We start from the raw sequence: 21,487 nt of genomic DNA, 5'->3' as shown, positions 1-21,487 counted from the left end.
GGGATCACCGCGACAACGAACCAGAAACCGGAAGATCACGCTCCGTTACTCCGTCGCAGTGACGCGAGTTTTGAGACTGCCCGGACACCAGCCCGCCCGGCGGGACGACAGTGGCAGGAATGCGCCGCCGACCCGGGGCGCGGGACGCCGGGGCACCCTGCGGTTCCTACGGAGAGGTAGCCGGCCGGCTGTGATTCCGCCGCGCCCCGGTGGCGATCGGTCGGCCGAGCACCGGCGATGCGGACCCGGTCCACGACGGATCACGATCGGGGAGGTACCCGTCCTTGACCCGGACGCCGCGCCGGCCAGCCGGCACGGAGCGCCGGGCTGTGGACCTCGCCGGCCGGGGATGTCATGCCGGCGACTGCTACCAGGGCACGGGCTGGTCCTGGTAGTTCAGGTATTGCAGGCCCGGTTCGCCGCCGTGGCGGTCGATCGTGTCCACCACGCCCGGGATGGACTGGTCGATGGTCAACGGTGCGGTCGGTCCGCCGAGTTCGGTGCGGACATGGCCGGGGCAGACGAGCAGCAGGGTGTGTGCGGCGTCGGCGTACCGGGCGGCGTAGCTGCGCATCAGCTGGTTCAGGGCGGACTTGCTGGCGCGGTAGACGTCCTGACCACCATGGGTGTTCAAGCTGAGGCTGCCTTGGCGCGAGGACATGACGCCGATGGTGCCGGTCGGCGCGACCAGCGAGCGGAGGGACTCGACCACGCGCATCGGACTGAGCGCGTTGGTGACCATGACCTCGACGAACATCTCCGTCGGGACCTCGCCGACGGGGATGTCGCCCCGCGCGATGCCGGCGTTGACGAACAGCACGTCGAGGGTGCGTTCCGCGAGGCGTTCGCGTAGCGCGGCGATCTCCTGCGGTTTCGTCATGTCCAGCGACTCGACGGTGACGCGACCGTCGGAGGCGTCGGCCAGGTCGTGGAGGCCGGTGCGCCGATCGCCCCGGACGGTCCCGATGACGTCCCAACCCCGGTGCGCGTACTCGGTGGCCAGGCCGAGCCCGAGGGCCCGGGAGGCGCCGACGATGAGGACGGTACCGGCGCTCATCCCTGGACCGCCGGCCTGAGGACCTGCTCGCACCACTCGCGGAAGGTCGTCGGGCTCGCGGTCTGCGGGGTGCGCCGCACCCCGTCGTCGAGGCCGTCTTCCTTGGCCCGCATCATGTCGAGGTAGCCCTGCGCGATCGCGTCCTCCATGCCGCGTCCGGCGAGTGCGGTGCGGAAGTCGTCGAGCGTCTGGCGCTCGTAGCGGATCGGGCGGCCGAGTACGTCGGACATGATGCGCGCCAGATCGTTCGGCGAAAGGTCGTCGGGGCCCAGCACCGGGACCTCGTCGGTCCCCGTCCACGAGCGGTCGAGCAGCAGGCCGGCGGCGGCCGCGGCGATGTCGCGGGTGGCTGCCCGCGGTGCCTTGCGGTCGGCGGCGACGGTCTCGGTGAACACGCCGTGGTCGCGGATCGAAGCCACCTGCCATAGCAGGTTGTCGAAGAACGTCGGGTTGGCGAGCGCCCGGTAGGCCACGCCCGTGCCCGCGATGAGGTCGTCCATGGCCAGCGACGCCGTCACGTGTCCGGCGCGGCCGGCGACGGGGGTGCCGCGGCCGAGCGCCGAGACGCCGACGACGTGTCCGACTCCGTGGGTCGTGAACGCCTTCGCGGCGGCGCGGGTGTACCCGGAGTACATGGCGTCCAGGCTCGGTACCTGTGGGTGCGACGGAACCAACCAGAAGACGGCGTCCGCGCCGGCGAAGGCCCGGTCGACGACCTCGGCGTCGTCGTGCGAACCGGTGACGACGTCGACCCGGGCGCGGACCGCGTCGGGGAGTTTCCCGGGGTCACGCACGATGACGCGCAGTTCTTCGCCGCGCGTACGCGGTTCGTCGAGGAGGATCTCCAGGAGCCGGCTGCCGATCTGGCCGGTAGGAGTGGTGATGACGATCATGCTTCGAGTCTCGGGGCGGCCAACTGCGGCGTCCAATACCCTTCCCGACAATTGATACCTTCAGGGCATGGATCTCGATCTGCGCAAGCTCCGCTACTTCGCCACGGTGGCCGAGCACCGGCACTTCGGCCGGGCGGCGGAACAGCTCTACATCGCCCAGCCGGTACTCAGCCGTCAAATCAGGTCGTTCGAGCAGGAGTTGGGGTGCACCCTGCTCGTGCGGACCACCCGCAGCGTGGAACTGACCGCCGCCGGAAAGCAGCTCTACGAGGAGGCCCAGCAGATCCTCCCGTCGGTCGCCGCGGCGGTGCGGCGCGTGCGCGACGCCGATCAGGGCGTCCAACGGCTCGTGGTCGCCTTCTCCGCCGGGCTCCATGTGGCGGATGCGATCCGGGCGTTCGCCTCGCGCCACCCGGACGTCGAGACCGACGTCATCCCGGCACGCTGGTGGGAACCGGACGCGCCGCTCCGGGACGGTCGGGCCCAGGTCGGGTACCTGCGGCGGTCGTTCGACGAGTCGGGCTTGCGCACCATTCCCATCGGCAACGACCCCAGGGTCGCCTGCATGCCCGTGGCGCACCCGCTGGCGGGTCGTCAGGAGCTCACCTCCGCAGACCTCGACGGGGAGCAGATGCTCGACGCACCAAAACGGCGGACGTCGTCGCTTGAAGAGAAGTTCGAGCTCATCGCCTCCGGGCACGGCATCGCGCTCATCCCGCTGAGCGTCGCGCGGTCCTACTCCCGCCCCGACCTCGTCCATCTCCCCGTCACGGACGCCCCGGGGATCGAGACCTGCCTGGCCGTTGCCGCGGACCGGCGCGAGAAACTGCTGCACGACTTCTTGGAGATCGCCACCGCGACACTGCGGCACACCTGAGCGGTCGGCGCGCGAGGCCACGGCCAGCGGGGGCACCGGCCCGCACGCCCGCACGCCCGCGGTCCTCCGCCGGACGGCACCGAATGCTCTAGTGATTTGCGTAGTGTCGGGTGCAGTTCGATGCGGGGATGACGTCAAAACCAGCCACCATGGCCAGCTCCGACTGCTTCGCCAGAACAGTGGTCCCCTTCGAGCACTGGTACTTGGGGTTTCCCGCCGCGCTGTCGCCGGTGCTCAACCTCGTCGTCGAGGGCACCGGCCGGATCGCGGCCGCACAGCTCCGCCGGGCGGTCGATACGGCCTCGGCGTCCTGCCCCGGCGCCCGGCTGGCCCGCCACGGCTCCCGCTGGTCGGACAGTGGTCAGCCGCCGCCGGTCCGGTTCGCGGCCGGCACGGTGCTGGACCGCACCACCCTCAACGACGTCGCGGAACTGCGGCGGCCCCTGCCGGTGCGCGGTGCGTACTGCGAAGTCGTGCTGTTCGACGGGGAGTTCCCGGCCGTCGTCTTCCGCGCCTCGCACGCGGTGATGGACGCGCGCGGGCTGCGCATGTGGGCGCTGGACGTCTTCCGGGCGCTGCGCGGTGAGGAGCCGGAGGGTGCGCTGTCGGTGACGACCGTGGCCGATCTGGACGACCCGCTGATCGGCCAGGCGGACGCCAAGAACCAGGAGTTCGTCCTCCCGTCGCTGCTGGGCGTGCCCGCGGACGCGCGGTTCGGCGGCTACCGCTGGTGGCGGCGCTCGATCGACGGCACCTTTCCGGCGGTGGCCGCGCGGCTGGCCACCGAACTGGCGCGACTGTCGGGGCAACAGACGGTGCCGGTGAGCATTCCGGTGGACCTGCGGCCGTTCCACCCGGAGGTGCGGTCCACGTCCAATTTCGCGGTCACCGTCTCGCTCCAGGTCACCCCGGACGAGGGGTGGGAGGCCACCCAACAGCAGCTGCTGACGGTGCTGTCCGAACGCCGGGGCACCGTGCGCGCGCCGGGGCCGGAGGTGCTGAAGGTGCCGCTCGGGCTGCTGCGCATGGCGGTGCGCGGGGTGGACCGTAAAGCGCGCCGGACAGATCGTTTCTCCTCACTGGCCGGGGTGAACAGTCTCGGCCGGACCTCCCCCGACGCGTTCGCCACCGACGACTTCGAGCCGAACGCGGTCTATCTGCTCTGCCCGCGCGAGCCGGCGAGCCCGTTGGGCCTGAACGTCGTGGAGTCCGAAGGCCGTACCGAGTTGACCCTGTCCTGGTGGCCGGGCGAGGAGGCCGCGGCCCGGGCGGAGCAGCTGCTCGACACGCTCTGCGAGACGCTGTCGCCCGCCGCCCATCGGGAGCAGGCGACGCTCCTGCCGTCGGTCCCGGCCGACCGGGGCGCCGGGCCCGCGGACCGGACGGTGGTCGAGCTGTTCCGGGACCAGGTGCGGTCCCGGCCCGACGCCGTGGCGATCAGCGGCCCCGAAGGCGAGGTGAGCTACGCGGAACTCGACCGCCGGGCGCGGGTGATCGCCGCGGAGCTGCGGGCCCGCGGCATCGGCCGGGACACGGTCGTCGGACTGTGCGCGGATCGTTCGGTGGCCGCGGTATCCGGGGCCTGGGGGGCGCTGCTGGCCGGTGCGGCCTACCTCCCGATGGACACCAAGCACCCGGACGGGCGGATCCGCGCCCTGCTCCAGGACGCGCGGGCGCCGCTGTGCCTGACCCAACGCCCGCACAACGGGCGGGACTTCCTGCCCGACGGCTGCGAGCAGCTGGTGCTGGACGAGCTGTCGTACGCGTCCGATCCCGCCGCACCGCCGACGCCGCCCGCGCCGTCGGACCTGGCGTACGTGGTGTACACCTCCGGCTCGACCGGCCGGCCCAAGGGCGTCGACATCGAGCACCGCAGCCTGAGCAACTACGCGGACTGGGCGGTGCGCGAGCACGGTATCGGCCCGAACACCCGGCTCCCCCTGCTGTGTTCGCTCTCCTTCGACGTCGCGCAGATCTCCCTGGTCCTGCCGTTCCTGGTCGGCGGCACGCTGCTGCTCATGCGCGACGAGCTCGACCACCTGTCGTTGCAGGAGGTGATCGACGCCGGTGCGACCGCACTCGCGCTGACGCCGTCGCACCTCGACCTGATCACCCGGCTGGGGCTGCGCCCCGGCGCGGTCGGCACGCTGATGGTGATCGGGGAGCAGTTCACCCGGGCCCTCGCGCTGCGGGCCCGCGAGGTGTTCGGCCCGGCATGCCGCATCATCAACCTCTACGGGCCGGCCGAGGCGACCATCGGAGTCAGCCACCACGTCTTCGACGCCGAGCGGGACACCGGTGCGAACGTGCCGATCGGGCTGCCGCAGGACGGGGTTTCGCTGTTCCTGCTCGACGCGGAGCGTCGTTTCGTCGCCCCGGGCGAGACGGGCGAGCTGGCCATCGGCGGCGTACAGCTCGCCCGTGGCTATCGCGGACGCCCGGACCTGACCCGGCAGCAATTCGTGCGCCTGGCCGACGGCACCCGCGTCTACCGCACCGGAGACCTGGCGCGCCGGCTGCCGTCGGGCGAGGTGGAGTGCTGCGGGCGCGTCGACGACCAGGTCAAGGTGCGCGGACACCGCATCGAACCGTCGGAGATCGCGTTCACGCTGGAGACCCACCCGGCGGTCGCCGCCGCGGTCGTCGTCCCCCGCACCCCGCCCGGCCGCACGGACCGGGCGTTGTGCGGCTACGTCGTGCCGCGGCCCGACGTCCCCGCGGTCGAGATGGCGGAGCTGACGGCCCATCTCCTCGAACGCCTGCCGTCGTACATGGTGCCCGCGGCCATGTTGGCGGTCGCGGAGATCCCGCGCACCGTGAACGGCAAGGTCGCGGTGTCGGCGCTGCCCGACCCGTTCGCCGACGCGGAGGCGCCCGGTGACGCGACAGCGCTCAGCGACACCGAGGCGGCCGTCGCGAAGATCTGGGCGCGGGTGCTGGGCACCGAACCGGACGGGATGGGTCCGGCCAGCGACTTCCACCAGTTGGGCGGGGACTCGCTGGCGATGATCGCCATGGTCGCGGAGGTGGCCAGCGAGATCGTCGGGGCCGCGGGAGCCGAGGCGTTCACCCGCCGGGCGTCCGACTTCCTCGCGCGGCCGACCCTGACGCGCGTGGCCGGTCTCGCCGAGACGGTCCGCACGACTTGACGGGCCCGGGGTCTGTCCCCGCCGGACCGGACGAACGGTGCGGGCGCGGCGGGGGCCCCGGGACGACACGCGCCGCCCCGGGGCCCGCATCGCGCCCGCGCGGTCCGCGCCCACCGCCACCTGCGCCACCTGCGGCGATGGCAGACTGAGCCGATGGACTACCTCAATGGTGAACCGGTCGGCGTCGATGAGCTCAAGGCACTGGCGCTCACCAATTTCGGGCACTTCACCACGCTGCGCATCGACGACGGGCGCGTCAAGGGGCTGTCCCTGCACCTCGACCGCCTGGACGCCGACTGCCGGACCGTGTTCGACGCCGCGCTGGACCAGGAGCGCGTGCGGTCCCTCATCAGGCAGGCAGTGGGCGGGCGGACGGGTTCGCTGGCCGTGCGGGTGACCGTGTTCGATCCCGGTCTGGGGGTGGCGCGGCCAGGGGCCGACGCCGAACCGCACCTCCTGGTCACCTGCCGACCCGTGGGGGACGCGTCGTCGCCGCTGCGGGTCACTACGGTCGCGTACCAGCGGGACATGCCCGAGGTGAAACACGTCGGGCTCTTCGGGCAGTTGGCCGCCCGGCGGACCGCCCAACGGGCCGGCTTCGACGACGCGCTGTTCACCGAACCGGACACCACCTTCGTGGCCGAAGGGGCGACGTGGAACGTCGGTTTCATCGACGCCCGGGAACGCGTCGTGTGGCCGGCGGCCAAGGTGCTGCCGGGGGTGACCATGCGTCTGCTCCAAGCAGCGCATCCGTGGGAGCAGCGTGCCGTGCCCCTCGCGGAACTCCCGGAGATGCGCGCCGCGTTCGCCACCAACGCCGCGATCGGCGTCCGGGCCCTCGCCGCCGTCGACGACGTGCCCCTGGACCCGGAGCACCGGATGCTCGACGTGCTGCGGCGACGTTATCTGGATCTCTCCGACGACCGCCTCTGAAGCCTCTACGGGGTGGCGGTTGAGCTGGCCGAGCCGCCCGGGACCGAAGGCGTCGGACGGCGGGCGCACGGCGGCGGTCCGGCGCTCGCGCAGCCGGCCGTGCGGTCGGCGTGGGCGGCGGCCGGGCGCGGCGCCTGTCCGCGGATCAGGTCAGCAGGTGACGGGTGTGCGAGAGGCGGCGCGCCGTTGCCGCGAGGGCGTGGATCCGGGGGCCGGCCTGGTCGACGTGGGTGAGCGGTGTGCTGAAGGGCAGCCGGACGTCGTGGTGGCCGTGCGCGTATTCCAGGCGCAGGGTCAGGCCGTAGCGGTCCATCCGCACCGGGAGCACGCGCAGCACGCCGCCTCCCGGCAGTGGACGGACCAGGCGCAGCAGCAGTGGAACGAGTTCGGCGTGGTGGTCGACGAGGTGGGTCAGCATGCCCGCCTCACTCGTCGCCACGGGGTCGGGTTCCGCGGCCTCCAGGGCTTCGAGGGTGACGTAGGCGCGCCCCTCGGCGTCTTCGAGGACCGCTTGGCCGAACTCCATGCAGGTGCCCTTCGTGGACTCCGGGTCGTACGGGGCGGCCAGCAGTCCGGCCACCGTGACGCGGGCCCGCAGTCGGTCGCGCACGGACGTGGGCGCGATATCGGTGAGTTCCAGCCGGACCGGGACGCGCCCGGCCTCCTGGCCACGGCCCCCCTGACAGGGCGCGTGCAGGTGGAAGTGGCCCATCGCGCCGGCGCCGTCGAGCCGCCGCAGTTCGGAGTGCAGCCCGTCGCTCACCACCGTCATGGAGTGGGCGGCGGCCAGGATCGAGCGGACACGCTCGGCGGCGGACGGTGTACTGGCGCGAGCACTGAAAAGACGCATCCGGGTTCTCCAGGGGCAACCGGGGAGGGCTACTTAGGTTTGCCTAACCTAACTTACACCTCGAACCCCTGCGCGCGAAGGAACCCCGGCCCGGCGGGCGCGCACCCCGCCGCGGTAGCTTCCTGCGATGACTCCTGACGGAAAGACCGTGATCCGACGCGCGGACGCGGCGGATGCGGCCTCGGTCGCCCGCATCCACCTGGCCTCTCGGGCGGCGACCATGCCGTACCTGCCGCCGCAGAAGCGCAGCCACGACCAAGTGACCCAGTGGGTCCGGGATCTCGTGTTGACGCAGTACCGGACGTGGGTCGCGGTGCGCGGCACGGAGATCGTCGGCTACGCAGCCGCCGAGAGCGGCATGCTCCACGACCTGTACCTACGTCCGGACGTCCTGCGTCAGGGCATCGGAACGCTGCTCCTCGACGAGGTCAAGCAGGACAGCCCCGGCGAGGTGTCGCTGTACGTCTTCCAGCAGAACACCGGTGCGCGGGCGTTCTACGAACGGCACGGATTCACGGTGGTCGACACCAACGACGGCAGCCGCAACATGGAGGCGCTGCCCGACATGACCCTGCGCTGGCGAGCGGACGGCGCGCGGTAGGCCACGTCGGGTCGGCGCGCCGGCGCGGGGGCGAGGGCCCACCGCGCCGGCGCGAGGGTTCAGCGGGCCCCGTTCCCGCCTCCCCCGCGGCGCCGACGCTCAGCCCAGCGACGCGGCGGACGGGACGACGACCCCGTAGGCGTCGGCGATCGTGGCGAGGGCGCCGTGGTGGATCTGGTCGGCGGGCTGTTCGGCGACCGCCGTCTGCAGGGGCCGGGTCGCACAGGCATCGGCGACCACGGTGGGCTGGTTGCCGCGCAGGAAGGCGCCCTGCGCGGTGAAGGTCACACACATATGGGTCATGAATCCGACGACGATGACGTCCTTGTTGCCGGCGGCGTCGACGTGCTCACCCAGGTCGGTGCCGACGAACGAATCGGGAGCGGCCTTGACGACGACGTGCTCACCGTCAAGGGGCGCCACGCTGGGGTGGATCTGGCCGATATCGGCGCGGATGTCGAACGCGGACCCCTCCCCGCTGTCGTGCATGACGTGAATGACCGTCGCGCCGGCCGCCCGGGCGTCGGCCAGCAGTGCGGCGGCGGCGTCCAGGGCGGGCCGCCACCCCGTCAGCTCCATCACGCCACGGGTGTAGGTGTTCTGGTAGTCGACCAGGATCAGGGTCGCGTCGGCCAGTGACGCCGGAGTCTGGTCGAGACCGTTGAGTTCGCGCAGGGTCGTCGTAGGCATGGAAGTGTCCCCTCGGGCTGCAAGTCGAATGGTCAGGGCCATCACGCGGTGGCCGTCTCCCACGCTAGAAGGCACCGCACATGTCGGCAATGACATGTAACCTGCAGATCCGGACACCCACGAGGCGTCGCGTCTCCCCTCGCGCGCCACACACCACGCACCTCGCCCCTCTTCCCGCCCCACGCACCTCGCCCCGCGCGGCACGCATCCCACATCGCCGTGGCCGTCGCCATCACCGTGGCCGTCGCCGTCGCCATCACCGGCCGGATGGAGCCCCCTTGAGCAGCATCGAACGGTTCATCGTCGTCGTCCTCTTCGACGGCGTCGACCTGCTGGACGTCACCGGCCCGCCGGAGGTGTTCGCCCTGCTGCAACGCGAGTTGGACGACGCGGCGGGGTACCGCGTCGTGCTGGCCGCCGAGACCATGGACCCCGTCACCACCTTCGCCGGGGTCCGCGTCCTCCCCGACACCACCTTCCACGAGGTGTCCAAGAGAAGCATCGACACCCTGATGGTTCCGGGTTCGGTCGAGGTCGACGGCGAACGCCGCATCCGCGCCCTCGCCGACCCCACCGTGGTCAACTGGGTGAAGACGCTCGCCGGCCGGACCCGGCGCATCGCCTCCGTCTGCGTCGGAGCGCACATCCTCGCCGCCGCCGGACTCCTCGACGGCAGACGCGCCACCACTCACTGGTCGACCGCGCAGCAACTCGCCGCCGAACACCCGGCGATCGAGGTCGACGCCGATCCGATCTTCATCCGTGACCGCGAGGTGTGGACCGGCGCGGGCATCAGTGCCTGCCTTGACCTGTCGCTCGCCCTGGTGGCCGACGACTTCGGCGAGGCCGCCGCCCTGCGCGTCGCCCGGCAGCTCGTGATGTATCTCAAACGCCCCAGCGGACAGAGCCAGTTCAGCGTCCCGATGGAACCCGTCTCGACCACCCGACGCATGGACGAGCTCCGCCACCACATCACGCGCAACATCGCCGAAAGCCTCACCGTCGCCACGCTCGCCACACACGCCCGGGTGAGCGAACGACAACTGACCCGCATCTTCAAGACCGAACTCGGTATGACCCCCGCCGCCTACATCGAAGCGGCCCGGGTGGAAGTGGCCCGCAACCAACTGGAATCCACGGACGACACCCTCGAACGCGTCGCGTCCGCCTGCGGATTCAACACGACCGACACCCTCGTCCGCGCGTTCCGCCGGAAGCTCAACACGACACCGACGGAATATCGGAACCGGTTCCGGTCGTCCGTCTAGCGGGCCCGTGTCGCGAGGCGGCGGTGACCCGGTCGGCCGCCTGGCCGGACAGCCACCGTCACTTGGCCAGGTAGCCACCGTCCACCACATGGTCGCTGCCCGTCAGGTACGAGGCGTCGTCGGACACCAAATACGCGATGAGCGCGGCGACTTCGGCCGGCTGGGCGGTGCGCCCCAGGGGGACGGCGGAGAGCAGACCGTCAGTGGCCCGGGGCGGCAGTGCGGCGACCATGGGGGTGTCGACGATGCCCGGCGATACGGACAGCACCCGGATCCCGCGGTCGGCGTACTCACGCGCCGCGGTCCTGGTCAGGGCGAGGACCCCCTGCTTGGCGGCGGCATAGGCGGCGTGACGGCGGAAGCCCGAATGCGCCGCGATGGAGGCGAGGTTGACGATGACGCCGCCCGTGGAGGCCATGGCGGGCAGCTGAGCGCGCATCGCGTGGAAGACGCCGTACAGGTTCACCTTCATCACGGTGTCGAAGTCGGCGGGCGAGAGGTCGGCCAGTGGGCTGAGCGGGCCGTTGATCCCGGCACTGTTGACCGCGATCCGCAAGCCGTTTCGCAGGGTGGCGGCGTCCGCGACGACCCGGGCGACGTCGTCCGGGTCGGTGACGTCGATCCGGCGGGGCAGCGCCCTACCACCGGCCTCGACGAGCTGCCCGACCACCCGGGTCGCACCGTCCTCGTCGAGGTCCGCGACCACCACCACCGCACCCTCCGCGGCCAGGCGCGCCGCACACGCCGCGCCGATCCCGGAGGCTCCGCCGGTCACCAGGGCAACCCGGTCCCGTAGTCGACCGGACCGCGGGAGGGGCTGCGAGAGGGGCTGCGCCGCGTCGTCGGAGGGCGGGGCGGGTGTGGGCATCTGCGGCTCCTGCCGAGGGGAAGAGGGGCGAGCGGGTGGCGGCCGGGACGGTGCGACGGGGTGGAGTCAGGAGGAGCGGGGTGGAGTCAGGAGGAGCGGGGTGGAGTCAGGAGGGGCGGGCCTGCGCGGTCAGTGGCAGTCGGTCCGGGCGCAGGACGGTGCCGACCAGGGGCCGTACGGGCGTGGAACCGGCCGGTGCCAGGCGTCGGTGGGCCATGAACGCGGCCACCGCCAGGGTCAGTTCGGTCCAGGCGTAGTCTTCGCCGATGCACAGTCGGCTGCCCGCGCCGAACGGCAGGAAGGTGTGACGCGGTGCCTTCGCGGCGGCGTCGGCCGGCCAGCGGTCGGGGTCGAAACGCTCGGGGTCCTCGTACAGTTGCGGATCGCGGTGCAGGGCGTACGGGCTGAAGAACACCTCGTCGCCCGGGGCGAGCGGTACGCCGCCGAGCGTGACGGGCCGCACCGCACGGCGCATCAGCAGCCAGGACGGCGGGTACAGCCGCAGGACTTCGGTCAGCACCTGCCGCGTGTAGACCAGTGCGGGCAGGTCCTCGAATCGGGGCGGTCGCCCGTCGAGGACGGTGTCGAGCTCGTCGTGGATCCGTCGTTGGACGGCGGGACGGCGCGAGATCTCGTGCAGCGCCCAGGCCAGGGACGCGCTGACGGTGCCGGTCCCGGCCAGGAAGAGGGTGATCAGTTCGTCGGTCACTTCGGCGTCGGTCAGCGCGCCCGCCGGGCCGCCCGCGAGCAGGAGCATCGACAGCAGATCGCCGCGGTCGCGCCCGTCGGCACGGTAGCTCTCGATGATCCGCAGCTGGACGTCGACCAGCCGTTGCAGCGGACCGGCGTCCGGCGGACGCCAACCCGGTAGCAACGGGAGGCGTTCGGCCCAGGCGTACAGCGGGGACAGGGCCAGGCGCATCGAGTGGTACTTGACGGACAGCCAGTCCTTGACGGCGGCGTTCAGGCCGGGGTCCTGCGGCTCCGCGAAGAGGGTGCGCAGCAGGACGTCGAGGGTCAGGCGGTGGATCTCCGGCACCAGATCGCGGGTGGTGCCGGGCTCCCAGCCGTCGGCCCGGGCCTGGGACCGTTCGGACATGATCCGCGCGTAGCGGGCGATCCGCTCGTGGTGGAAGGCGGGTTGCACCAGCCTGCGGTGCCGGAGGTGGCGGTCGCCGGCGGCGGTGATCAGCCCGTCGCCGAGCGGGACGCGCAAGGCGTCGAACATCGCACCCTTGTCGAAGGAGCGAGCCTGGACCGTCAGCAACTCCCTGATGTTTTCAGGGTCGTTGACGACATGCACCGGTCGCGGGCCGATGTAGATCTTCGTCACCGGGCCGTGGTGCCGCAGCTCGCAGAGGAAACGCAGCGCGTCACGGTGCAGCGACGGGGCGTGCCCCACCAGCGGCACCCGGCCCGGGGCGACGACGGCCCTGCTCATGCCGCTCCTCCACATGCCGAACCTCCCGTACCGCTCCTGCTCATGCCACCCCAGCTCACACAGCCCCGGCTCATGTCGCTTCTGCCCATGTCGCTTCTCCTCGTCCCCGGGCGCACGTCAGCGTGGCTCGTGTGCAGGGGCGGCGGCCCCCGGGCCGGCCCCCGCGGCGGCGCGGAGGCGACGCAGGCCGGCGAAGAGGCCATCGGCGGCGAGCGCATGATTCTGGGTGGGAAAGTGCGTCAGGAGCGGGCGCGGGCCGTACATGAGCGGCACACCCGGCCACGTACCGTCAGCACGCTGGGTGTCCATGAGATGGCCGAGCCCCGGCAGCCAGTACGCGTCGTCGAGGACGCCGCTGCGTTCCAGGGCGGCGAGCGTGATCCCGGTGGCGACGGGTGCGCTCGGGCCGCCCGGCTCGACGGGCCAACCACCGTCGGGATTACGGGTTTCGGCCAGCGCCCGGGCAGCGGGGTGGCCGCCCTCGTGGGCTGCCGCGTCGAGCGCCGGCAGCACCTCGGCGGTGGCATACGCGGGGCCCCGGTACCACCCGGCATGCCAACACTTCTGTTCGGCAAAGCGCTTGGTGAGCCAGTCGCGCGCCGCGGCCAGCGGTACCCGGTGACGGCCGGAGTGGCGGTCCAAAGCGGTGACGACATGGGCGATCACGTCGTCCACCGGAGGGTCACCGGCGGACTGCCAGGTCCGCCAGAGCCCGTCGGGCGTTTGCTGCCCGGCCAGGTGACGCAGGCCGGCCCGGATCGTCGTACCGGGCGCGCCGCTCGCGCCGTCCAGGGCGATCAGGGCGGCCGCGGTGGTGTCGTTGTCGGACTCGACGCCCGAGCGGTACGGCCATCCGCCGTCCGGGTTCTGTGCCGCGACCAGGAACGCCACGGCGGCCGGCAGCCCGCGTCGGTCGAAGGCCGCGGCACCGCGGAAGACCCGCACGGTCAGCGTGGTGTCCCAGACATCGCTGGAGACAAAGCGCCAGGTCCCGTCGAGAAGTTGACTGGTGATCAGGTGCTCGGCGCAGCGTCGGGTGGCGACCGTGCCGGGGGCGGCTGCCTGGAGCGCGAGGGCCGCGAGTGCGGTGGTGACCGGGTTGGCGAAGAAGTCACCTGACGGGGATTGCTGGTCGGCGATCATCCGGGCGGTACGCCGGGCGGACATCTGGTCGCCGAAGTGGCTCTCCACCAGGGCGTGGGTGGACCAGAGTTCCACCTGGGTCCAGCGCTTGAGCCGACCCGGGGCTGCGACGGCGGCGGCCAGTCGTGTGCGCAGTGCGGTGGGTTCGGGGCCGACACGGGCCGGTCGGGCGGTGTGCAGGGCGACGGCCTGAAGGAGCCTGGCGCGGGCCGAGAAGGCCCGGTCCGCGAAGGCGGGATGGCTGACGTCGACGGTCTCACCGGTGTCCAGGGCCAGCGAGAGCAGCGCGGTCTCCACGGCATGGGCCACCGGATGGTGGCGCTGCGGGGCGGCGCCGGCGGCGAGCCACGCCCTGCCGCGCTCGGCGGCGCGGGCGGCACCGGGGATCGGTGAGCGCGCCAGGGCCAGCGTGCACAGTGCGGTCTCGGTGATGCGGGGGTCGGGGACGGCGAGCCAGGAACCGTTGTCCCGTTGGGTGGTGAGGAGGTGCCGGGTGGCGAGGGCGGAGGCGCGGTTCACACGGCGTAGGAGGGCCGGCGATAAGTGCGCGTCCGGTATGGCGGGTTCAGCACGTCCGTTTGACATCGGGCCCCTGCTTCTCCTGATCTTGCTTCGACTTCTCCGGGTTCCGCTTCCGCTGTCCCTGGCGCCGAACGGAGGTCGACGGGCCGGACGTAGCCTGACGGCGTGGACACTTCGCGACCTGCCTGCCACCCTCCCCGAGAGATCGTTTCCATAGCGGACACATGCTCCGCCGCATTGCAGAACATGCCGCGGCTGGAGATCTGGCTCAAAGGGCTCGGACTGCCCGTGAGCACCGCGCTCGTCCCCCTGATGTGCCTTCAAACGGCGTTCTTCACCCCGTGGTTGCCTTCGGAGACCTGCTATCAGATCTCCCGGCTCACGCTGTGGCTGATGGCGATCGACAACGTCCTGGACGCACCGGAGGCACCGGAGACGCCAGGCGAACCGGACCCGTCGAGGAGACCGCGGGGTCGGGAGGAGCCAGGTGACGGGAACACCTTGGATGTCCGGAATGCATCGGACTCCGCCGGCCCGGATCCGGCGGACGCCCGTGTCCGGACCTGGCACCGGGTCCTCGCCGGGCGCGAGAACGGCAGCGCCAGCATCGATCCGATGGCGCGCGCACTGGCGGAGATCGCCGAGGGCCTGCACCACGGCGGTCGGCCCGAACTCGTCGCCCTCTGGCGGAAAAGCATGCACCAGACCCTGACGGGCATGGACCGCGAACGCGCGGCGGCGCGGACCGCGAACGCGGGTGGCGGAGCACCGCGACTGACGGAGTATCTGGAGCACGGCGCCTGGACCATCGGCGTAGAACAGCAGGTCACCGCCCTGTGGGCCCTCATGGACGAGCCGGGTCTGTCCCGCCGCCTCCCCGTGCTGCTCGGCGCGCTGCGCCAGGCCGCGATCGCGATCCGGCTGCTCAACGATCTCCGCGGCCACCACCGGGAACAGCACGAGGGGAAGGTCGACGCACTCGCCATCGGCCTGAGCGAACCGGAGGCGTACGAACGGGCCGAGGCAGCGCTGGGCACCTGCCGGCGGGCCCTGGCTCCGCTCACCTCGGCCGGGTATGGTTCCGCGGTGGCGCTGGAGCGGGTGGTGCTCTGGCACGCGCGGATGTACCACCGTTTCGACCCCGTACGGCCCGGCCGGGCGGTCTCCGCTGCTCTGCCGGGCGAGCCGGACGGCGCCGCACACACCCGGCACACCCCGTTCGCCCACCGGCCGAAGGAGGCCCCGCCCATGGACATCGAGCAGGAAGTCCTGGACGTCATCGCGTCCGGAGGGGAGTACGACAGCACGAAGCTGGCCGAACTCTTCGACCGGCTCGAACCGGTCGACACCGCCCTCCTCATCGGCACCTGGCAGGGCGGCGGGTTCGAGCGGACCAGCGAGAACGCCGCGTTGCTGGCGCAGATGCGGTGGTACGGCAAGCGGTTCGTCGACGCCGATCACGTCGAGCCGCTGCTGTGCCGCGACGAGCAGGGGGCGGTCTTCTCGTTCGAGGAGATGGGCCTCGCGACGTTGCGCGGGGTGGTCTTCCGCGGCAAGCAGTCCACGGCGATGGTCTACGACCAGTTGCCCGTCATCGACCACTTCCGTCGGCTCACCGACGACGTCCTGCTGTGCGTGATGGACAAGAAGGGGGACCCAGCGGACTTCTTCTTCCACCTCACCCGCGTACCCCGGCCGGTGCCCCCACCACCCGGCGACGGCGGGTGACCAGCACGATTCCGCACGGACGGCAACTAACGGGGCGCGGCCCTGCCGTGGCGGTGACCGCGGTCAGCGCCCCGCCAACCGTTCCGCCAGGACCACGAGCCGCCGCGGTGCCGCCCCGCCGGCCGGTCCGCCAGTGCACGCCGGATCCCGCCCCGCTGGTCACCGCCCTCGTCTGACCTCCGACACCCCTTGCCGCCCCTTGCCGCCTCCTGGCGCCTGGTGGCGCCTGGTGGCGCCTGGTGGCGCCTGGTGGCACCTACTGGGATTCCCCAACATCCGTAGCGTGAGGGTCGGTTGATGCCGATCGGGGCTGACCGCCTGGCCGCGGCACCGCCTTCCGTGCTGCCTGGAACGGCCGGCTCCGAAAATTCCCACCCCCGCCCCACACCGCACGACATTCACAAACAGAGTCCATCCGTCGGCGCACTGGCGACCAGGGACGAGCAGCGGTTTCCGTAGGTTCGGCTCCCCGGGCCGGCCGCCCCGGAACGCTCCGCACCGCCACGACACGCCCCTCACGCACACCGTACTTTCACGAACATCCCTGTTCGCAGAAGCTCGCTCAGCGCTACCTTTGGCGTCGCACTGGGCCGGAACTCCCGTTCCGCCCAAGCCCATTCGAGACGAGGTGCACATGCGAAAGGCACGATCGTTCCTCGCATTACTTGCCGCGCTGCCCGTCCTGGGGCTGAGCGTGCCGCAAGCCGTGGCCGCCCCACAGGCACAGCCCCGGGCCGACTGCCCGAACACCATGATCTTCGAGGTCGGCGGTCACCTCGATCCCGATGCGGGGGTCTACGACCCCAGTAACGCCAGGCTTCCCGAGGGCGTGGCCTTCACGAAGATCCATTACTCGGCGTCGATCGCCCCGTATCCGGGCGACACCGTGTCATTGGACGACTCCGTGGCCGAGGGCATCGCCAAACTCGACTCCGCGGTAAAGGAGTTCCACGGCGCCTGCGGGGCCAGTCACCTCACCATCGCCGGCTATTCGCAGGGCGCCATCGTCGCGGGCGACGAGCTGGCCGCCCTCTCCGGCAGCGACGCCGTCCCGCACGACCAGATCAACGGCGTGCTCTACGGGGATCCCCGGCGGCCCGGTGCGAACGGCGGCCCGGGCGGCATCGAGACCAACCTGCCGACGATCCTGCCGGGCATGACCATGAAGGGGCCGCGCGGCTTCGGCGACTTGACGGTCAAGGAGATCTGCAACACCAACGACGGCATCTGCTACTCCGAGAACGTGATCACGAACCTGGCGTGCTTCGCCAACGGCGTGGTCGGCTACTTGACCGGTGACCACGGCTACCCCATCGACCCGCACGCCGTCTCCGGCGGGGGCGACCAACTCAACCGTCAGGCACCGAAGATTCCGATCTGCGGCCCGGGGTTGCCGATCCCGAGCAGGACACCCCACGAGCTGTTCAAGGGAAACCTCACCGAGAGCCGGCAGCAGATGGCCGGCTACCGCTCGCTGGTGACACCACTGCTTCCCGCCAACCTACGGAACCAGCTGGGGAACGTCGCCTGGCTCCCCGCGGCCGGCTAGCCGCTCAGCCCAGCAGCCGTACGGCGAGACGGACGAGCGGATCCTCCAACCCACGGATGCCCTGCACGTCGTCCGCGACCAGGTGCACCGTGACCAGGTGTGCCGCGGCCGCGACCAGGGCCTCGCAGTCGAAGCGCCGCTCGTCCGCACCGCCCTCCGCGCCCACCTGGAAGATCTCGGCGATGGCGTCCGCGAACCGTAGCTGCCACGCCATGCGCCGGGCCATCGCCTCGGGCCCGGCGGCGTACACCTCGACGAGGAACAGCCGCGCGAAGGCGGACCGTTCGGTGAGGGTGTGCAGATAGAGGCGCAGCAGTCGGCGGAAGGTCTCCTCCGGCGCGACCGGCCGGGTCGCCTCCGGGGAGCCGTCCGCCGACTGCCAGGCCGTCTCCAACAGGCCCGCCAGTTGGTGCGTGGCGGCGTCGAGGGCCTGGACGAAGCAGTCCTCCTTGGACCGGAACTGCTGGTAGAAGGTCTCCCGCGACACCCCGGCGCGCCGGATGACCTCGGCGACCGAAGTCCCCACGTACCCCTTGTCCTTCATCGCGTCCGCGAGCGCGGTCAGCATCCGCACCCGCTGCGAGGCCACCACCTCCGCGCGGCTGAGGTGGTGCCGACCGTTGGGTAGCGGCCCGGGCCGTGCAGCGTTCCGCAGGGACTCGGCCACTGTTGCCTCCACGTAGCGTCTGATCGGGCGCACGGCGCCGGCCGGTGACCGCCGCGGCCACCCCTGTGATGGTGCCCGACCGTGACTGCGGGGTGGGCGGGACCCCGCACGGAGCCTTCCCACCTTCTCCGGCGTGGGTGCCGCCGCCTCGGCCGCCATCGCCAGTCCACAGCGACTCCCGTCGATATACCCCTATGGGTATTCTACCGAAGGGGGGGCACCACCCACGAGAACGGAACGATCTTCATGAGCACTGCTACCGAACTCACCCCGGACCAGGTCAGCGCACGCCTGGCCGAGCTCACCGTGATCGACGTGCGGACCCCCGGCGAATACGCCGCCGGCCACCTGCCCGGCGCCCACAACATCCCCCTGGACCTTCTCGATGCGGCGCTCGACGTCCTGCGGACCGCAGCCGGGCGCGGCGACCTCGTCGTCGTCTGCGCCTCCGGTGTCCGCTCCGCCCAGGCACGCGAGCGCCTCGCCGCGCACGGCGTCCCTGCCGTCACCCTCTCCGGCGGTACCGGCAACTGGACCCGGCTCGGGCACGACGTCCACCGCCTGGCCGGCGCCCGCCCGGTCTGGGCGATGGAACGCCAGGTCCGGCTCGCCGCCGGTGCCCTCGTCCTGGCCGGACTGCTCACCGGCCGGCGCTGGGCCGCCGCCCGCTGGCTGTCCGCGGGAGTCGCCGGCGGACTGGTCTTCTCCGCCGTCACCGACACCTGCGGCATGGCCCGGGTCCTCGCCAAGCTCCCCCACAACCAACCCCGCGCCATCGACCTCGACGCGACGCTGACCGCCCTCGGCGGCTGAAGGAGGGTGCGCCGGCGGCGCGGTGACTGGCACCGTTCCTGCCCTGCCCGGCTCCGGGCGCCGGTCGGGACGGTGCCGCCGCCCCAACTCACCGACCGGACGTGTCAACGGGCGTGAGCGGCCGGCCGATCGTCGCCGGGCCGTCCCGTCACCCGACCCGATCTCCACGTGGCCCGCGTGCGGCCGGTGCTCCCCCGGCCGTCGCTCGCCTGGACGCCCCACACCCCCTTTGTGTTAAGAAAGTGTCAAGGGAACGTCAAGAAAACACACCGAGGAGTGGGGAACGCGTGACGGGGCGGGAGCTGCCCGAGGAATTCCTGGCCGGGTACGCGGGGGTCCTCACCGATGTGGCACGGACCGGGCGGCGGCTGAATCGCGACGAGCTCCAGGCGCGGCGCGCCGCGGGCGAACGGGCCGCCGAGGAGGGGCACAGCCTGCGGGCCCTGGTCAATGCGCACCTCGCGGTCGCCCGGGCGGCCTGGCCGCGGTCCGCGTCGGCGCCGGCCGACAGCGTGCTGGCGGCGCTGGCCCAGGCGGTGGACGCGCTGGCCGGCGGCTACGAACGCGCGCAGCACCTCGCGGTGCGCCAGGAGGAGGCCGCCCGGCGGGAGTTCATCGACGACCTGCTCTACGGGGGCAGCGACCTGGGGCGGCTGGCGGAGCGGGCGGAACGTTTCGGACTGCGGCTCTCGCACGCCCACGCGGTCGCGGTGGCCGAGGGCTCGGTGGCATACGCGGAGGCCGACCCGGTGGCCCGCCGGGTGCAGCAGGCGTTGGTGGGGCGGTTCGGGGACCGGCAGTTGCTGCTGACCACGAAGGAAGGGCGGCTGATCTGCATCGCGCCGGGCGATCCGGCGGAGGTGCTGGCACACTTCGCCCGGGAGTCGCGCACCGCCATGGGTGGGGGCCGGGTGGCGGTCGGCCGGACGCACGGCGGCGCCGGGGGCATCGTCCAGTCCTACGAAGAGGCGCTCAACGCGCTGGAGTTGGCCGACCGGATGGGGCTCGGCGACCCCGTGCTGTACGCCGCCGACCTGCTGGTCTACCCGGTGCTCACCCGGGACCGGCAGGCCATGGCCGACCTGGTGCTCAGCACGCTGGGGCCGTTGCGGGAGGCCCGGGGCGGGGCCGGGCCGCTGTTGGAGACCCTGGCGGTGTATTTCGACGCGGGGTGCATAGCGGCGGAGGCGGCCCGACGGCTGTCGCTGAGCGTGCGGGCGCTGACCTATCGGCTGGCGCGGGTGCACCAGCTCACCGGCGCGGATCCGGCCGATCCGGTGCACCGGTACACCCTGCATACCGCCGTGATCGGCGCGCGGCTGCTGGACTGGCCCGCCCAGGAGCTGTGAGCGGCGCGGTACGCCGCACGGGCGGTGCGCCGGGAGCCGGGCGCGGGCGGTGAGCCGGGCGCGGGCGGGTGCGTTCGCCGGCGGTTGCCGCTGCCGTCCCGGTAGGTCTGCTCGTACTTGCGGGTGATCTTGTACTTGTGCCAGACGCGCTCCAGGCTCTCCAGTTCGGAGCGGAGCACGCCGTCCTTGTGCGGGCGGGCCTGGCCGACCACCTCGCAGCGGTAGCGGAAGTGCCCTACCCGGGACGGCCGGTGGCAGGGCAACCGCGGGGACGGATCGACGACGACCTCCTAGGCTCATGGCATGTTCACTCATGACATGTTCACCGCGCTTCTATGGTTCGCGGGTGTGGCCGCGCTCATCAACATCACCCCGGGACTGGACACCATGCTCGTCCTGCGCACCTCCCTCGCACACGGCCGGACCGGCGGTCGGGCCGCCGCGCTCGGCATCCTGACCGGCTGCCTGGCGTGGGGCCTGGCCACCGCCGTCGGCCTGACGGCGCTGCTGACCGCGTCCCGGCTGGCCTTCGACGCGCTACGGATCGGCGGCGCCCTCTACCTGGTGTGGCTGGGCGGTTCGGCGCTGTGGCAGGCCCGGCGGCGCGCGGGGAGCGGGGCGGCCGGGGAGCCCGCGGCCGCCGCTGCGACCGCGGACACCACTCCGGAGCCGATGTCCGCAGCGGCGGCCGGGACGGCCGCGCAGGGGCGGTGGGCCGCCTTCCGGGCCGGGATCGGCACCAATCTGCTCAACCCCAAGGCCGGCATCTTCTACATGAGCCTGATCCCGCAGTTCCTCCCGCACGACACCCCGGCGTTCGGCGCGACCCTGCTGCTCACCGCGATCGACGTCCTCGAACTGGCGCTGTGGTACTGGGTCGTCACCACGGCCGCCGCCGCCCTGGGTGAGCGCGTCCGGCGCCCGTCCGTCCGGCGCCGCATGGAGCAGATCAGCGGCCTCGCCTTCCTGGGATTCGCCGCGAACCTGCTGCTCACGGAGCGGGCCTAGTACGGCAACGGTCTTGCTGTGACGGCCTTGCTGTGACGGTCTCGCTCTGACGGGCGGGTAGTTGTGGGTGCCGGATCAGGG

At 72.0% G+C, this 21,487-nt stretch carries 18 protein-coding genes; 10 read left to right on the top strand and 8 right to left on the bottom strand.

Features of this window, described 5'->3' with window-relative positions:
- Positions 1 to 367: 367 nt before the first annotated feature.
- The gene (locus ACO0M4_RS14095) at positions 368 to 1,057 is read right to left on the bottom strand and encodes an SDR family oxidoreductase (RefSeq protein ID WP_430370391.1); all 690 of its coding nucleotides are present in this window, start codon (positions 1,055 to 1,057) and stop codon (positions 368 to 370) included.
- On the bottom strand, positions 1,054 to 1,950 hold the full coding sequence (locus ACO0M4_RS14090; protein ID WP_430370390.1) for an NAD(P)H-binding protein: 897 nt from the start codon (positions 1,948 to 1,950) through the stop codon (positions 1,054 to 1,056). Before ACO0M4_RS14090 ends, ACO0M4_RS14095 begins: the two co-directional genes overlap by 4 nt.
- A gap of 67 nt (positions 1,951 to 2,017) precedes the next feature.
- Between ACO0M4_RS14090 and ACO0M4_RS14085 the strand changes: the two genes are divergently transcribed.
- The 3 genes from ACO0M4_RS14085 (at position 2,018) to ACO0M4_RS14075 (ending at position 6,909) form a co-directional block, all read left to right on the top strand.
- Positions 2,018 to 2,827, top strand: a complete 810-nt coding sequence (locus ACO0M4_RS14085) for a LysR family transcriptional regulator (RefSeq protein WP_430370389.1) — start codon at positions 2,018 to 2,020, stop codon at positions 2,825 to 2,827.
- Between the two features lie 149 nt (positions 2,828 to 2,976).
- Positions 2,977 to 5,976, top strand: coding sequence for an amino acid adenylation domain-containing protein (locus tag ACO0M4_RS14080; protein ID WP_430370387.1), 3,000 nt, complete (start codon positions 2,977 to 2,979; stop codon positions 5,974 to 5,976).
- Positions 5,977 to 6,129: 153 nt separating this feature from the next.
- Positions 6,130 to 6,909, top strand: a complete 780-nt coding sequence (locus tag ACO0M4_RS14075; RefSeq protein WP_430370385.1) for an aminotransferase class IV — start codon at positions 6,130 to 6,132, stop codon at positions 6,907 to 6,909.
- Positions 6,910 to 7,054: 145 nt separating this feature from the next.
- Here the strand turns inward: ACO0M4_RS14075 and ACO0M4_RS14070 are convergent, their stop codons facing one another.
- Positions 7,055 to 7,759 (bottom strand): DUF2470 domain-containing protein, encoded by a 705-nt coding sequence (locus ACO0M4_RS14070; protein ID WP_430370384.1) that lies wholly within the window; start codon positions 7,757 to 7,759, stop codon positions 7,055 to 7,057.
- Positions 7,760 to 7,886: 127 nt separating this feature from the next.
- Here ACO0M4_RS14070 and ACO0M4_RS14065 point away from each other — a divergent pair, with 127 nt between their 5' ends.
- Positions 7,887 to 8,360 carry an N-acetyltransferase family protein gene (locus ACO0M4_RS14065; RefSeq protein ID WP_430370383.1) on the top strand — a complete coding sequence of 158 codons (474 nt, stop codon included), beginning with the start codon at positions 7,887 to 7,889 and terminating at the stop codon, positions 8,358 to 8,360.
- 99 nt (positions 8,361 to 8,459) lie between these two features.
- Here the strand turns inward: ACO0M4_RS14065 and ACO0M4_RS14060 are convergent, their stop codons facing one another.
- Positions 8,460 to 9,050, bottom strand: coding sequence for an isochorismatase family protein (locus ACO0M4_RS14060; protein WP_430370381.1), 591 nt, complete (start codon positions 9,048 to 9,050; stop codon positions 8,460 to 8,462).
- 278 nt (positions 9,051 to 9,328) lie between these two features.
- Between ACO0M4_RS14060 and ACO0M4_RS14055 the strand changes: the two genes are divergently transcribed.
- Entirely contained in the window at positions 9,329 to 10,318 is a 990-nt protein-coding gene (locus ACO0M4_RS14055; RefSeq protein ID WP_430370379.1) for a GlxA family transcriptional regulator, read from the top strand.
- Between the two features lie 58 nt (positions 10,319 to 10,376).
- Here the strand turns inward: ACO0M4_RS14055 and ACO0M4_RS14050 are convergent, their stop codons facing one another.
- The 3 genes from ACO0M4_RS14050 to ACO0M4_RS14040 all read right to left on the bottom strand — a co-directional run bounded on the left by ACO0M4_RS14050 (position 10,377) and on the right by ACO0M4_RS14040 (position 14,289).
- The gene (locus ACO0M4_RS14050; RefSeq protein WP_430370378.1) at positions 10,377 to 11,186 is read right to left on the bottom strand and encodes an SDR family NAD(P)-dependent oxidoreductase; all 810 of its coding nucleotides are present in this window, start codon (positions 11,184 to 11,186) and stop codon (positions 10,377 to 10,379) included.
- Between the two features lie 106 nt (positions 11,187 to 11,292).
- Positions 11,293 to 12,627, bottom strand: a complete 1,335-nt coding sequence (locus tag ACO0M4_RS14045) for a cytochrome P450 (RefSeq protein WP_430370376.1) — start codon at positions 12,625 to 12,627, stop codon at positions 11,293 to 11,295.
- A 117-nt stretch (positions 12,628 to 12,744) separates the two neighbouring features.
- Entirely contained in the window at positions 12,745 to 14,289 is a 1,545-nt protein-coding gene (locus ACO0M4_RS14040) for a prenyltransferase/squalene oxidase repeat-containing protein (protein ID WP_430370374.1), read from the bottom strand.
- Positions 14,290 to 14,538: 249 nt separating this feature from the next.
- Here ACO0M4_RS14040 and ACO0M4_RS14035 point away from each other — a divergent pair, with 249 nt between their 5' ends.
- Together ACO0M4_RS14035 and ACO0M4_RS14030 are read left to right on the top strand one after the other, a co-directional pair.
- On the top strand, positions 14,539 to 16,020 hold the full coding sequence (locus ACO0M4_RS14035) for a DUF4334 domain-containing protein (RefSeq protein ID WP_430371376.1): 1,482 nt from the start codon (positions 14,539 to 14,541) through the stop codon (positions 16,018 to 16,020).
- Between the two features lie 634 nt (positions 16,021 to 16,654).
- The gene (locus ACO0M4_RS14030; protein ID WP_430370373.1) at positions 16,655 to 17,569 is read left to right on the top strand and encodes a PE-PPE domain-containing protein; all 915 of its coding nucleotides are present in this window, start codon (positions 16,655 to 16,657) and stop codon (positions 17,567 to 17,569) included.
- 4 nt (positions 17,570 to 17,573) lie between these two features.
- Here ACO0M4_RS14030 and ACO0M4_RS14025 read toward each other — a convergent pair whose 3' ends face one another.
- Positions 17,574 to 18,236: a TetR/AcrR family transcriptional regulator gene (locus ACO0M4_RS14025; protein ID WP_430370372.1), complete on the bottom strand. Its 663-nt coding sequence runs from the start codon at positions 18,234 to 18,236 to the stop codon at positions 17,574 to 17,576.
- Positions 18,237 to 18,482: 246 nt separating this feature from the next.
- Between ACO0M4_RS14025 and ACO0M4_RS14020 the strand changes: the two genes are divergently transcribed.
- From ACO0M4_RS14020 to ACO0M4_RS14010, 3 genes are all read left to right on the top strand, one after another.
- Positions 18,483 to 19,049 carry a rhodanese-like domain-containing protein gene (locus ACO0M4_RS14020; protein ID WP_430370370.1) on the top strand — a complete coding sequence of 189 codons (567 nt, stop codon included), beginning with the start codon at positions 18,483 to 18,485 and terminating at the stop codon, positions 19,047 to 19,049.
- Between the two features lie 287 nt (positions 19,050 to 19,336).
- Positions 19,337 to 20,398: a PucR family transcriptional regulator gene (locus tag ACO0M4_RS14015; protein ID WP_430370368.1), complete on the top strand. Its 1,062-nt coding sequence runs from the start codon at positions 19,337 to 19,339 to the stop codon at positions 20,396 to 20,398.
- 303 nt (positions 20,399 to 20,701) lie between these two features.
- Positions 20,702 to 21,406 carry a LysE family translocator gene (locus ACO0M4_RS14010; RefSeq protein WP_430370366.1) on the top strand — a complete coding sequence of 235 codons (705 nt, stop codon included), beginning with the start codon at positions 20,702 to 20,704 and terminating at the stop codon, positions 21,404 to 21,406.
- Positions 21,407 to 21,487 lie beyond the last annotated feature (81 nt).

The sequence above is a fragment of the Streptomyces sp. RGM 3693 genome (assembly GCF_050471125.1).
Taxonomy (GTDB): Bacteria; Actinomycetota; Actinomycetes; order Streptomycetales; family Streptomycetaceae; genus Streptomyces.
Note: the sequence above shows the minus strand (reverse complement) of the source record. Positions and strands in the feature narration are given on the sequence as shown.

Coding starts and splice junctions, on each gene's coding strand:
- ACO0M4_RS14075 (WP_430370385.1), top strand. CDS start 6,130: ATGGACTACCTCAATGGTGAACCGGTCGGCGTCGATGAGCTCAAGGCA.
- ACO0M4_RS14020 (WP_430370370.1), top strand. CDS start 18,483: ATGAGCACTGCTACCGAACTCACCCCGGACCAGGTCAGCGCACGCCTG.
- ACO0M4_RS14010 (WP_430370366.1), top strand. CDS start 20,702: ATGTTCACTCATGACATGTTCACCGCGCTTCTATGGTTCGCGGGTGTG.
- ACO0M4_RS14070 (WP_430370384.1), bottom strand. CDS start 7,759: ATGCGTCTTTTCAGTGCTCGCGCCAGTACACCGTCCGCCGCCGAGCGT.
- ACO0M4_RS14050 (WP_430370378.1), bottom strand. CDS start 11,186: ATGCCCACACCCGCCCCGCCCTCCGACGACGCGGCGCAGCCCCTCTCG.
- ACO0M4_RS14095 (WP_430370391.1), bottom strand. CDS start 1,057: ATGAGCGCCGGTACCGTCCTCATCGTCGGCGCCTCCCGGGCCCTCGGG.
- ACO0M4_RS14065 (WP_430370383.1), top strand. CDS start 7,887: ATGACTCCTGACGGAAAGACCGTGATCCGACGCGCGGACGCGGCGGAT.
- ACO0M4_RS14045 (WP_430370376.1), bottom strand. CDS start 12,627: ATGAGCAGGGCCGTCGTCGCCCCGGGCCGGGTGCCGCTGGTGGGGCAC.
- ACO0M4_RS14035 (WP_430371376.1), top strand. CDS start 14,539: ATGCCGCGGCTGGAGATCTGGCTCAAAGGGCTCGGACTGCCCGTGAGC.
- ACO0M4_RS14030 (WP_430370373.1), top strand. CDS start 16,655: ATGCGAAAGGCACGATCGTTCCTCGCATTACTTGCCGCGCTGCCCGTC.
- ACO0M4_RS14060 (WP_430370381.1), bottom strand. CDS start 9,050: ATGCCTACGACGACCCTGCGCGAACTCAACGGTCTCGACCAGACTCCG.
- ACO0M4_RS14080 (WP_430370387.1), top strand. CDS start 2,977: ATGGCCAGCTCCGACTGCTTCGCCAGAACAGTGGTCCCCTTCGAGCAC.
- ACO0M4_RS14090 (WP_430370390.1), bottom strand. CDS start 1,950: ATGATCGTCATCACCACTCCTACCGGCCAGATCGGCAGCCGGCTCCTG.
- ACO0M4_RS14085 (WP_430370389.1), top strand. CDS start 2,018: ATGGATCTCGATCTGCGCAAGCTCCGCTACTTCGCCACGGTGGCCGAG.